This window comes from Streptomyces sp. CNB091, assembly GCF_000377965.1.
This window is the reverse complement of sequence record NZ_KB898998.1, coordinates 92,784-105,225: the sequence shown is the minus strand read 5'-3', so window position 1 is coordinate 105,225 and position 12,442 is coordinate 92,784. Positions and strand designations below refer to the sequence as shown.

Below are 12,442 nucleotides of genomic sequence, written 5' to 3'. Positions count from 1 at the left end.
CAGCGGATGGGGTCAGAGTGGTACCGCTACGTCTCCCGCACGACGACCCGGGTAGCCACCCAGGCCCCCACCAACGCCACGCCCGCCATCGGAAGGAACACGGCGGCGAACGCGCCCGGGTGCGAGCCGGCGGCTCCGGCCTCCACCGCCCCGTGCGCGGCCGCGCCCACCGCCCCGCCGCCGAGCGCGGCGAAGGCCGCGCCGCCGCCGGCCAGGAGCAGCACGTTGGAGAGCCCGTCGGAGATCTGGAGGGCGGCGGAGTTGGAGCCCGCCTCCTCCGGGGCCGACAGCTTCAGCAGCAGCACGCTGGTGGAGGCGATCACCATGCCCATCCCGAAGCAGCCGAAGGCCCAGGCGACGGCGACGGTCCAGACCGGGACCCCCTCGATCAGCACGGAGGGCGCCACCGCGATCGAGGCGGCGACCAGCACCATGCCGCTGACCATCAGCCGCTCCCGGTGGGGCTCCATGCGGGGCCGGGACTGTACGAACGAACCGAGAGCCCAGGTCGCCCCGCCCACGGCCAGCGAGAGCCCGGCCATCGTCGGGGAGAGCCCGCGCTGGGTGACCAGCATCAGCGGTACGAAGGACTCGGCGGCGACGAACGACCCGGCGGCGACCCCGCGCAGCAGGACCACCGAGGGCAGCCCGCGCCCCGCCCGCACGGTCCCGGTGGGCAGCAGTCCGCGGATGGCGGGCACCAGCAGGGCGGTGCCGAGGGCGGCCGGCAGAAGGGCGAGCCAGTTCAGCTCCTGCCCCGCGTACTGGAGCAGCCCCGCCCCGGCCGAGATCCCCAGCGCGAGCCGGATCCGGCGGCGGTCGTACGGCTCCGTGGCGGCGGCCGGGTCCGCGGGCCCGGAGGCCGTCCGCCGGATCGCCGGGAGGGCCAGGACGAGCGGGATCACGATGAGGGCCGGGATGCCGACGAAGACCCAGCGCCAGCCGAGGTGCTCGGTCACCGTCCCGGAGGCGAGCGGCCCGACGACGGAGGGGATCACCCAGCTCGCGGCGAAGGCCGCCAGGATCGCGGGCCGGATGCGCTCGGGGTAGGCCCGCCCGATGACCACGTACAGGGCGACGATCACCAGCCCGCCGCCGAGTCCCTGGACCGCCCGGCCCGCGATGAAGACCCACATGCTGGTGGCCGCCCCGGAGAGCAGCAGGCCGACGCCGAACGCGGTGATCCCGGTGGCGAGCGGCTGGAGCGGCCCGCGCCGGTCGGCCCACTGCCCGGAGAGGACCATGGCGAACAGGCTGGTGGTGAAGTACGCGGAGAAGGCGAAGGCGTAGAGAGGGATCCCGTTCAGCTCACGCGCGGCGACCGGCATGGCCGTGCCGACCGCCGTGGCCTCGAACGCGATGAGGAACACCACGGAGACGATGCCGATGCTGAGCGCCCGGTAGGTGCGCCCGAGGACCCCTTCGACGGCTGCGAGGGGGATGTCGGACAGCGGGTCCGAGGAGTGATCGTCGGTCGCGGGCGGCGCGAGGCGTGCGGCATCGGTGCCGTCACGCGGTTCGAGGGCGGTCATGGGCCCAGCGTAAGGGGCATGGAGCGGTTTGAACCCTGTCCATGTGCGGCACCGCACTCGGCCCTTGGTCGTAGGTCCCGGGCCCCGGGCCCGGACCCGGGTGTGAACGGCGTATGGCAGTCGCGTTGCGGGCCCGTCGGATGCCTTGAGGCGGCGGGCGGAGACCCGTACCGTCATGGACAGCAAGGAGCACGACACCGCACCGCAGCACCACGCACCGCAGCACCACGCACCACACCCGACCGTGTGCCCGAGAGGCTCAGGGGCTCGACTGCAACTCGAGTTACACCGGTTCGAATCCGGTCACGGTCTCCATCGCGAACCGGCCGTCCCCACGACAGGGAGCGGCCGGTTCGGCTTGCGCCGGGCGGTCGGTCAGCCGGCCTTCAGGGCTTTCATCACCTCACGGGTGTCGCTGATCAGATCGGCCCGGTAGACGAGCATCTCCGGCTGGTCCACCACGTCGGGCAGACTGTCCGTTCCGTTGTCGATGTCCGGAGGAGACATCCAGGAGGACAGGGCGAGCGTCGCGACGAAACCGCCTTCCACCACCCGCACGCGCAGGGATGCGTCCTCCATGATCAGCAGATATGCCAGGTCGCCGAGGTCCGGTACGCGCTCCACCCGGTCCACGCCCGTGCCGTCGATCTCCGTCAGCGTGCTGCTCGCCTCGAACTCGGGGCGCGGGTCGGTCTCCTTGTGCAACTCGGCCGTGAGGGACGCCTGATAGCCGGTGGACCAGCCCGAGGCCTCATCGCCGTCCGGCGCTCGAACCGCCGCCGCCGTGAAGTCGACGGTGCAGCGGATGCGATGGAGGGCGGGGTGCTCGATGCCGTCCATTTCGGTCGACGGCTCGGCCGCCGGCTCCCCCACCGCCTTGCCGAGCGCCTTCAGCTCCACCGCCGCGCAGGAGTCGGACTCCACGCGGTAGCCGCGCGGGTCGGGTTTCCGGTCGCCGCCGATCCCGTACGCGAAGACCGCCGTCGCCCACACCGCCGACGCCACCACCGCTCCGGCGACGGCCCACAGCAGCGGCCGCGCCCGGCGCCGGCCGCCGGCCGGGAGCTCCTGCCCCGGATCGAACCCGCTCACCACGTCCGGGGGCGCATCCGCCCCGGGCCCGCCCACCAGTTCCGGTTCAGTGATCACGTGCGGGCTCTCCCTTGTTCGGACAACGGTACGAACCTTTGGCCGGGTTCGGCCCTTCGCGGCATTCTCCGGCTATCCGGGCCGGCCCGGAAGTGTCCGGGTGCCCCCGTCGCTCGGAGAGCCTCTCGCTCCGGCGGGGACGCGAAGGCCCCGCACGGAACCCGGAAGCCGAGGGTTCGCGTGCGGGGCCGCTCAACGCGCGTGGGCCGTCAGACGGCGTCCAGGAAGTACGTACCCGTACCGTCCTGCCTGCCGCTGGAGTACTGGCGGACGAACTCCCCGTCCGCGTACCGGTCGTGGCCCATCATGGACCCGGTGTACTTGTTCTGCACACCGATCTTCGAACTGCCGGGTACGTCGCGGTAGATGAAGAACCGCTGGAGATCGTCCTCCGCGCACGTGACCGTCCTCAGGACCGCCCGGTCGGTGGCCGCGTCCGGCGCGGTGATGGTCGCGCACCCGCCGTTGCCCCAGTTCCACAGGGTCGCCTCGATGACCCCGTTGCTCTCCGTCACGTTGCACAGGCGCCAGTGGTCCAGGTGGGCGCTGAAGATCGTCGAGGGTCGCAGGCGGACACCGTCGCTTGCCAGGACCGGCGCACCCCAGGACAGGGGCTTTCCGGGCACGGCGATCTTGTAGACCTGGGTCTGGCAGTCGAGAGCGGCCCGCGCGCCGCTATCGGTGGCCCCGGGCTGTTCGGCGGGCGTGCCGCCGGTGCGGGCCGGAGGCTGCGCGAGGCGGTCCTGTTCCTGCTTGTGCTCCTGGTCCTGCTCCCGGTCCTGGTCCTGCTTCTGCGCAGGCTTCGCCGTCGGTGCCACCGCGCCCGCTGGGCGCTCGGCCTTCGCGGCGGGCGAGCCGCAGTCGAGGAGCCCCTGCGCCTTGGCCATGATGCTGCCCGCGGGCACCGTGTCCTGGCAGCGCACCGCGCCTTCCTCAAGGGTGGTGTAGGTGGTGAAGCTGCCACCGCCGGGCCCCTCGGCCCACTTCAGCGCCCAGCTTCCGTCGCTCTGCTGGGAGCGGTTGCAGTTGAGGCTTCCGTAGGTACCGGTGACCTTCTTCGTGCCCTTGTAGACGCCGTAGTAGCCGGGCTGGTTGAAGCTCCACACAACCGTGTTCGACTCGCTGCTGGTGGAGGCGTAGTCGACCTTCACCTCCAGACCGAGGCTCGCTTTGGCCGCTTCGAGGGTCGCGACGGCGAAACCGCCCTCGACGCCGCCGGTGAGGCCGACGGAGACCGTGATGACCGTCTCGGTGCTGGTGACGACGGTGTGGTTGCCGGTGCTGCCCTCGGTGACGTACCAGCCCTTGAAGTGGGTGATCGTCGGGGACACTTCGGTGTTCTTGATGTACGGATGGCGGGTGCCGAGGTCGGCCGCGGTGCAGGCGCCGCCGAGCTGGGGTGCCGCCGTGGCGGTCGGTACCGCGGTAGCGGGTGAGGCGGCGAGGCCCAAGGCGGCGACCGCGTGGACGGTCACCGCCATGAGTGATCTGCCGGTGAGACTCCTGGTTTCTGTGGGACGCATGACTGTCTGATTCCCCCCTGGTCGTGACGGCCCGGACCGAACAGAGGTGAATGTAGCGGCCACAGGGGGTGCCGGAGTGAGACCCGAACTAGCCAGGAATTACGGGGAGGGGCCTATTTCTCCCGGGCCACGGCCGCGTCGGGGTCGTGTTCGTCGCTCTCGTCGGGCCCCGGTACGACCTCACCGCCACCGTGGCGACGGCGCCTGCTGAGCGGGGCCGTCGCCGGGGTACGCGTCAACCCTTGGGAGGCGTCGCCACCGCCGCCTGCGGCCTGATCGGCAGGCGGTTCACCGGGCGGCCCGTCGCCGAGCGGACTGCCGAGGCGACCGCCGCGGGGGCCGTGACGACCGGGACGGCCGAGGCCGGCTTCGCGCCGAAGGGGGCCACCACGTCGCGTTCCTCGACCAGTTTCACGATGCGGATGTCCGGGGCGTCCAGCGAGGTCGGGAGCGCGTAGCCGGTCAGGTCGGGGTGGCGGATGAGGCCGCGGGCGGTGCGGAGGTTCTCCGTGAGGGCCGCGCCGATGCCCTGGGTGATGCCCGCCTCGATGCGGATCGCCAGCTGGGCCGGGTTCAGGACGCGGCCGACGTCCTGGGCGACCGCCATCTCGACCACGCGGACGGAGCCGAGCTCGATGTCGACGTCGACCACCGCCCGTACCGCGCAGAACGCGAGGCCGACGAACGCGTCGCCCTGGCCGGACTCGTCCAGCGGTTCCGTGGGGTGGGGACGGCACTGGGCGGTGGCCCAGAGTTCCTTGCCGTCCAACTCCTCGGTGACCGTCGTGGACAGCACACCGTCGTACGACGTGATCTTGCCGTCGGCGATCTGGAGCAGTTCCGTGGACATGCCGAACTTGTGGGCCAGCGGCTGGAGCAGCTGGGTGCGGACCATCTTCGCCGCGCGCTCCACCGCCCCGCCCGACACCCAGGTGTGGCGGCCGTGCGTCGCCGGGCCCGCCGGGGGCTGGTCGGTGTCGACGGCGGCCACGTGGACCTCTTCGATGCCCAGGGTCTCCTGGACGATCTGGCGGGCCAGCGTGGTGAAGCCCTGGCCCGTCTCCACGGCCGCGCAGATCACCGTGGCCACGCCGTCGTGCACCCGGACCGTGGCGGTCGAGACCTCGTCCTTGCCCTCGGCCCCCAGCATGTGGACCATGCCCAGGCCGTAGCCCACGCCCCGGCGCACCGCGCCGGGCTCCCCCGCGCCCTCGGGGCCGCCCGGCAGCAGCCAGTCGTCCTCCGGGGCGTCCTTGGGGAGGGAGGGGAGGGGGAAGTCGCGGACCGCCTGGAGCAGTTCGGCCACCGGGGCCGGGCAGGTCACCGTCTGGCCCGTGGGCAGGATGTCGCCCGTGGAGAGCGTGTTGCGCAGGCGCAGTTCGGCCGGGTCGATGCCCAGCTTCGCGGCCAGCTTGTCCATCTGGCCCTCGTACGCCGCGCAGACCTGCATCGCGCCCTCGCCGCGCACGTGGCCCGACGGCGGGTTGTTCGTCCGGACCGCCCAGCCCTCGATGAAGGCGTGCGGGACGACGTACGGCCCGCAGGCGAAGGCCACGGCGGCCGCCAGGGACTCCGAGGAGGCGTCGGCGTACGCGCCCGCGTCCAGGAGGATCTGGGCCTCCACCTTGACCAGCCGGCCCTCCGCGTCCGCGTGGTGGCGGTAGCGCAGGAGCGTGGGGTGGCGGTGGGTGTGGCCGAGGAAGGACTCCTCGCGGCTCGCGGCGAGCTTCACCGGGCAGCCGGTGCGCAGCGCGAGGAGGCCGAGGGGGATCTGGAAGCCCGGGTCCTCGCGGTCGCCGGTCGCGCCCGGCACCCCGGTCACGACGACCTTGACCCGGTCCGGTTCCAGGCCGAAGCAGGCGGCGATCAGGTCGCGGTCGGTGTGCGGGTCGGTGGAGGCGGTGTAGATCTCCACGCCGCCGTCCGGGCGGGGCACGGCGAGGCCGGCCTCCGCGCCGATCGGGGCCGGGTCCTGGCGGCCGATGCGGTAGAGGCCCTCGACGACGACCTCGCCCGTCGCCTCCGCGTCGCCGTAGCGCAGCGGGATGTGGCGGATCAGGTTGCCGTCGGGGTGCAGGGGCTCCGCCGCGAACGCCTTCTCCGGGTCCGTGACCGGCTCCAGCACCTCGTACCGTACGGCGATGGCGGCGGCGGCCAGCCGTGCGGTGTCCGGGTGGTCGGCGGCGACGGCGGCGATCGGCTCGCCGTGGTGGCGGACCAGGTCGGACGCGAACACCGGGCGGTCCACGACGTGGCGGCCGTAGTTGCTGTCCCCCGGCACGTCCTCGTGCGTGACGACCGCGCGCACCCCGGGCATCTCCTCGGCGCCCGAGGTGTCGATGGACAGGATCCGCGCGTGCGGGTGCGGGGAGCGCAGCACGGCCGCCCACAGCAGGCCCTCGGCCCAGAGGTCCGCCGCGTACGGGAAGGTGCCCTCGGTCTTCGCGCGGGCGTCGGCGGCGGGGAGCGACGCCCCCAGGCCCATCCGGGGCAGCTCCTGGTCCGGTCCGCCTCCGGGTCCGCCGCTCAGCGCGTCGATCCTGGGCAGGCTGGTGCTGGTCGCGTTGGCCGCAGTGGCCGCGTCGCTGCTCACGCCGCCTCCTTGTCGATCGCCTGGTGCTGGTGTTGCGTGTGCCGCTGCTGTGCGGCGGGGCCGCGGGCGTGCCTCACAGCGCCCCTCCCTCGTGCGGGTGGGGTCCCTGCTGCACGCCGCCGGCGCCCGGCTCTGCCTGGTGCGGGATGCGGGCCTCGTCCTGGGCCGCCGTGGCCGCATCGGCGCTCGCCTCGCGGGCCGCGACGACGTCCGCGACGGCGTCGAGCACGCCCCGGTAGCCGGAACAGCGGCAGAGGTTGCCGCAGAGTGCCTGGCGGGTCTCCAGCTCGCTGGGGGCGTGGTTGCCCTCCAGGAGGTCGTGGACGGTCATCGCCATGCCGGGGATGCAGAAGCCGCACTGGACGGCTCCGCAGGCGGACAGGGCGCGCTGGACGTCGGACGGCTCGCCGTCCACGGCGAGGCCCTCGACCGTACGCACCTCGCTGCCCGCCGCCGTGGCCGCGGGGACCAGGCAGGAGGCGACCAGCCGGCCGTCGACCTGGACGTTGCAGGCGCCGCACTCGCCCTGCGAGCAGCCGTCCTTGGCCCCGGCCAGACCGAGGCGCTCGCGGAGCACGTAGAGCAGGGACTCGCCGATCCAGGCGTCGCTGACCGGGCGGTCCACGCCGTTCACATGGAGCAGGTAGGACGCGGACGGGTGCTCGCTCGGTGCGTCGAGGAGGGCGGGGGCGGGGGCCGAGGCGGAGATGACGTCGGCTTCCGGGGCCGCGTCGTCCAAAGTCGCGTCCTGCGCCGCGTCCGGGGCTCCGTCCGGGACTGTGTCCGGGGCCGTGTCCGGGGCCGTGTCCGCTTCGGCCTCGGGAGCGGGCGCCGTCTCGGGCTCCTCGGCGGCGGGGGCCTCGGTTTCGGTGGCGGGCTCCGCGTCCGCCGCCCGGGCTGTTCGCTGTGCCGGTTCGTCCCGCGCCGGTCCGTCCGTCGCCGGTTCCGCTTCCGGGACCTGCTCCGCCACGGGTACGGCGTCGGCCACCGGCTCCGGCTCCGGCTCCGGGGTGGCCCAGGGGGCGGGGGCGCCGCCGGGGAGCGTGGCCGGGCGGGCGCTGTCCGCGTACCACTGCGGCGCCTGCGCCGAAGCCAGGAACTCGCCCGATTCGTCCGGGAGGTCCCCGTCCGCCACCGGAATCGTCCACTGGCCGGTGTGACCGGACTGACCGGACTGACCGGACTGGCCGGACTGGCCGGACTGACCGGACTGGCCGGACTGGCCGGTGTGACCGGACTGGCCGGTGTGACCGGACTGGCCGGTGTGACCGGACTGGCCGGTGTGGTCCACCTGACCGGCGTGGTCACCGTGGTCACCGTGGTCACCGTGGTCCGCCCGGCCGGCGTGGTCCGCCCGGTCGTCGTGGCCGGGGTGTCCGCCCTCCGGGGCCGCCGCCGTCTGCGGGGTCGGCGGCCCGCCGAACGCCTCGGTGAAGTTCCACTGGGCCGTGGCGTGCGACGTGTCCTGGTACGGGCCCGGGTAGCCGCCCTGCCCGCCCTGCTGGTTCGGGTCCGGCCAGTGGACCGCGCCGGGCCCCTGGGCGGCGGACTCCCGGGCGGCGGCGGCCTCCTGGGCGCGCTGCTCGGCCTGTGCCTGCTGGCTCGGCGTCTGGAGCACCCAGCTGCCCGTCGCCGCCGGGTCCAGACCCGCGGCCGGGGTCAGCGGCAGGATCATCGGCGGGACGTACCCCTGGCCGGGAGCGGCCAGGGGAATGTTCGCCAGGTCCTCCGGCGGGAGGTGGACGAACGCGGTGGCGTCGGCGTCGAACCCGTCGCCCTGCGGCGTCGGCTCCCAGCCGCCGTAACGGGGGTCCGGGCCCTCGGGGTGGCCCTGCCGCCCGTGCTGGTCGGGGAATTCCTCATTGCTCACGACAGTGCCCTCCCCAGCGCGCGTCGGGCGAGCGCGGCGACGGTGCGCCGCAGGTGCAGTACGGCCGGGGACAGCGGCGGGGCCTCTGTTCCGTCGGCGGGTGGTGCGTGGTCGGGGATGCAGGCCGCGGCGACGTACTCGCCGAAGGCGGCCAGCGCGTCGGGGGCCAGGCCCCGCTCGCCGTCCCAGTCGATCAGCGAGGCGATCCAGCGCTCCGCCTCCAGCGGGCGCAGCGGCATCGGGGCGATGGCGCCGACCGCGCAGCGCACGCCCCGGCGGGCCGGGTCCAGGACGATGGCGACCGAGGCGGTGGCGCGGCCCGGGCCGGTGCGGCCGGTGGCCTTCAGGAACACCTGCGGGGCGTGCAGCAGCGGTACGCGGACGAAGCCGATCAGCTCCGCGGGCTCCAGCAGTTCACGGCCCGCCAGCAGGTGGGAGACGGGGATCTCGCGGCGGGCTCCGTCGGGGCCCGCGATGACCAGCTCGGCCTCCAGCGCGGCCAGCACCGGCAGGGCGTCGCCGGTGGGCGCGGAGGTGACGATGTTGCCGCCGAGCGTGCCGGCGTTGCGGATCTGCGGTGGTCCCGCGGCGCGGGCGGAGGCGGCGAGGGCGGGGATCAGGGCGGCGAAGTCGGGCCGCCCCATGCGGGCGTGGGTGAGGCCGGCGCCGAGGAGGGCGTGGCCGTCCTGGTAGTGCCAGCCGCGCAGCTCGCTGATCCGGCCGAGGCCGACCAGCCCCGAGGGGCGCAGGAGCCCCTTGTTGACGGCCGCCATCAGGTCCGTGCCCCCCGCGACCGGAACGGCTGCGGGCATGGCGCCGAGTGCCGCCACGGCCTCGTCCAACGAGGCCGGCAGCGTCACCGTCTGCATCGCCTGCGGTGCGTGCGTGGTCAACCCAGCTGCCCCTTCCCGGTCTCCCGGCTGTCCCGCCTGTTCCGCCGTACGGTACGTGTTCACAGCCCGGACGTGGCAACTCTGGCACATCTTCGGATCGGACCGTCGCGAGGGTCCGCGAAGGGTGGATCCGTCCCTGACCTGCGAGATGGCCGGGTTTCGTCCTTCTTCGGCGGGGAGGGTGAATTGGCACTCTTCAGCGAGGCTTGTACGACTTATTGCGGTTCGCGTCCTCACTTCGATGCGTGGGGCGGGGTCTTGGGCGTGTGCCGTCAGGGCTGTGGGGCCCGGACGCGCGCCGGCCGCGGCGGTCCCGGAGGACGGCCGCGGCCGGGCGGTGCGGTGCGGGGTCACACCACGGGCGGAGCTCCCTCGCGCGGGAAGCCGAGGACGCCGGGGCGCTGCTGCCGGGGATATGGGCCGCCCGGCGGGCGGTAGTCCACGCCGAGGGCGTCGAGCCGGGCGTAATGGGCCGTCATCCGGGCGTCGAACGCCGCGAAGTCCCGGTCGGCCGGGGCGGGCAGGACGGACCAGGCGACCTCGGCGAAGGCGGCGAGGCGCGGGAAGACCTGGTAGTCGACGCGGGCCCGGTTCTGCATGACCTCGGTCCAGACGTTGGCCTGGGTGCCCAGGATGTGACCGGCCGCCTCCTCGCTGAGGCCCGGCGGGACGGGCTCGAAGCGGTAGACGTCCTCCAGGCTGCGGACATACCCGATGGGCATCGGCTCGTCGGGGCCGCCGTCCTGACGGTGGTCCAGATACACCTGCTGCTCGGGGCACATCACGACGTCGTGGCCGGCCTCGGCGGCCGCGATGCCGCCGCCGTAACCGCGCCAGGAGGAGACCACGGCCCCTTCGGCGAGGCCCCCTTCGAGGATCTCGTCCCAGCCGATGAGGCGGCGGCCCCGCCCGGTGAGCCAGGCGTCGAAGTGCCGGATGAACCAGGACTGGAGCCCGTCCTCGTCCTTCACGCCGAGTTCGGCGATCCGGGCCTGGGCGAGCGGGGACTCCTTCCACTGCCCCTTGGGGCACTCGTCGCCGCCCATGTGGACGAACGGGGAGGTCTCGGCGGGGAAGAGTTCGAGCACCTCCTCCAGGACGCCTTCGAAGAAGCGCAGGGTGTCGTCGGTGGGGGCGAGTACGTTCGGGTTGACGCCCCAGGTGTCCCAGACGGTCAGGGCGGTGGTGTCGATGACGTCGGTGTTGCCCAGTTCGGGGTAGGCGCTGATGGCCGCCTGCGAGTGGCCCGGGATGTCGATCTCGGGGACGACCCGGATGTGCCGCTCGGCGGCGTAGGCGACGATCTCGCGGATGTCGTCCTGGGTGTAGAAGCCGCCGTAGGGGGTCTCGTCCCACAGGTCGGAGGCCCGGTGGCCGTATTTGGTGCGTGATCGCCAGGAGCCGACCTCGGTCAGCCGGGGGTAGCGCTTGATCTCGATGCGCCAGCCCTGGTCGTCGGTGAGGTGGAAGTGGAAGACGTTCAGCTTGTGGGCGGCCAGCAGGTCCAGGTAGCGCAGGACGTCGTCCTTGGGCAGGAAGTGCCGGCAGACGTCGAGCATCATGCCGCGCCAGCCGAAGCGGGGTTCGTCCTCGACGACGACCGCCGGGACCTCCCAGGCGCGGCTCGCGGCGAGGGGCGCGCGCCGGAAGGCGTCCGGGCCGAGGAGCTGACGGAGGGTCTGCGCTCCCCGGAAGACGCCCGCGGCGCTGCCGCCCGTGAGGCGTACGGCATCGGTTCCGACGGCGAGACGGTAGGCCTCGGGGGCCAGTTCCTCGTCGAGGGCGAGCACGATGCCGCGCTCGCCCGTGCCCTCGGCCAGGGGCAGTCCGGTGGCCGCGCCGAGCGTGGTGCGCAGCCAGCGGGCGACGCCCTCCGTGCCCGGCGCGGCGCTCAGCGGGGTCTCGTGGCCCAGCGGGTACGGCCGCCCGGAGGGGGCCGCCGTCAGGGTGCGCGGGGCCGGGATCAGGCCGAGAGCCGCGGCGTCCACGGCGCCCGTGGAGAGGGAGTCCTCGGGTGTCATGCCATCAGTCCTTTACCGCTCCGCCCAGTCCGGAGACGAGGCGTCGCTGTACGAGTACGAAGAAGACCAGTACGGGAATGGTCATCACCGTCGAGGCTGCCATGATCCCTCCCCAGTCGTTCTCGTCCGGTTTGAAGAAGACCAGCAACGCCATGGGCAGCGTCGACTGGGAGGTGTCGCTGATGATGAACGACTTCGCGAACAGGAAGTCGTTCCAGGTGGTGATGAAGGAGAAGACGCTGGTCGCCACGAGGCCCGGGAAGACCAGCGGGAAGAGGATCTGCCAGAGGAAGCGGGTGCGGCTGGCCCCGTCGATGTAGGCGGCCTCCTCCAGGGCTTCGGGGACGGCCTTGACGAAGCCGCGCAGCATCCAGATGGCGAACGGCAGCGAGAAGGCGAGGTGCGGCAGGATCAGCGAGCCGAGCGTGTTCAGCTGGCCGAAGTCCCGCATCAGGAAGAACAGCGGGATGGTCAGCGCCTCCACCGGCACCATCTGCGCGACCAGGAACATGATCAGCAGCGTGGTGCGGAACTTGAAGCGGAAGCGGGTCACGGCGGTGGCGGCGAGGAAGGCGATCAGCGCGGAGAGGATGACGACCGTGCCCGCCACCAGCAGGCTGTTGAGGAAGTAGCGGCCGAAGTCCTGCTGTTCGAAGACCCGGCGGAACGAGTCGAGCGAGGGGGACAGCGTCCAGGGGCGGGCCTCGGTGGACTGGATCTCCCCGGCCGGTTTGAAGGCGGAGAGCACCATCCAGTAGAGGGGGAAGGCGACCGCCACCGCGATCAGCAGGGCGGCGGCCTCAGCGGCCAGCCTGCCGGGCCGCTTGACGCGCAGCAGCCTGGCGATGCCGCCGCCGCGCG

At 73.2% G+C, this 12,442-nt stretch carries 8 protein-coding genes and 1 tRNA gene; 1 reads left to right on the top strand and 8 read right to left on the bottom strand.

Features of this window, described 5'->3' with window-relative positions:
* Window positions 1-26: 26 nt before the first annotated feature.
* Entirely contained in the window at window positions 27-1,532 is a 1,506-nt protein-coding gene (locus tag D581_RS0117185; protein WP_018958453.1) for an MFS transporter, read from the bottom strand.
* Between the two features lie 240 nt (window positions 1,533-1,772).
* On the opposite strand from D581_RS0117185, the gene D581_RS0117180 reads away from it, so the two are divergent.
* Window positions 1,773-1,847 (top strand) — tRNA-Cys (locus D581_RS0117180).
* 60 nt (window positions 1,848-1,907) lie between these two features.
* Here D581_RS0117180 and D581_RS0117175 read toward each other — a convergent pair.
* The 7 genes from D581_RS0117175 to D581_RS0117140 all read right to left on the bottom strand — a co-directional run bounded on the left by D581_RS0117175 (window position 1,908) and on the right by D581_RS0117140 (window position 12,428).
* Window positions 1,908-2,681 carry a hypothetical protein gene (locus tag D581_RS0117175; RefSeq protein ID WP_018958452.1) on the bottom strand — a complete coding sequence of 258 codons (774 nt, stop codon included), beginning with the start codon at window positions 2,679-2,681 and terminating at the stop codon, window positions 1,908-1,910.
* A gap of 209 nt (window positions 2,682-2,890) precedes the next feature.
* Window positions 2,891-4,204, bottom strand: a complete 1,314-nt coding sequence (locus D581_RS0117170) for a hypothetical protein (RefSeq protein ID WP_026290594.1) — start codon at window positions 4,202-4,204, stop codon at window positions 2,891-2,893.
* A gap of 235 nt (window positions 4,205-4,439) precedes the next feature.
* Window positions 4,440-6,797 (bottom strand): molybdopterin cofactor-binding domain-containing protein, encoded by a 2,358-nt coding sequence (locus tag D581_RS0117165; RefSeq protein WP_018958450.1) that lies wholly within the window; start codon window positions 6,795-6,797, stop codon window positions 4,440-4,442.
* Window positions 6,798-6,870: 73 nt separating this feature from the next.
* A complete protein-coding gene (locus tag D581_RS0117155; protein ID WP_018958449.1) occupies window positions 6,871-8,667 on the bottom strand; it encodes a 2Fe-2S iron-sulfur cluster-binding protein in 1,797 nt (598 codons plus the stop codon).
* Window positions 8,664-9,560, bottom strand: a complete 897-nt coding sequence (locus D581_RS0117150; RefSeq protein WP_018958448.1) for an FAD binding domain-containing protein — start codon at window positions 9,558-9,560, stop codon at window positions 8,664-8,666. The genes D581_RS0117155 and D581_RS0117150 overlap by 4 nt, the downstream gene beginning before the upstream one ends.
* Window positions 9,561-9,910: 350 nt before the next feature.
* Window positions 9,911-11,581 (bottom strand): beta-N-acetylhexosaminidase, encoded by a 1,671-nt coding sequence (locus D581_RS0117145; RefSeq protein ID WP_018958447.1) that lies wholly within the window; start codon window positions 11,579-11,581, stop codon window positions 9,911-9,913.
* 4 nt (window positions 11,582-11,585) lie between these two features.
* On the bottom strand, window positions 11,586-12,428 hold the full coding sequence (locus D581_RS0117140; protein WP_026290593.1) for a carbohydrate ABC transporter permease: 843 nt from the start codon (window positions 12,426-12,428) through the stop codon (window positions 11,586-11,588).
* Window positions 12,429-12,442: the final 14 nt, after the last annotated feature.

Bases quoted from the DNA above. Each gene is read 5' to 3' on its own strand.
- D581_RS0117185 (WP_018958453.1), bottom strand. From the start codon at position 1,532: ATGACCGCCCTCGAACCGCGTGACGGCACCGATGCCGCACGCCTCGCG.
- D581_RS0117170 (WP_026290594.1), bottom strand. From the start codon at position 4,204: ATGCGTCCCACAGAAACCAGGAGTCTCACCGGCAGATCACTCATGGCG.
- D581_RS0117145 (WP_018958447.1), bottom strand. From the start codon at position 11,581: ATGACACCCGAGGACTCCCTCTCCACGGGCGCCGTGGACGCCGCGGCT.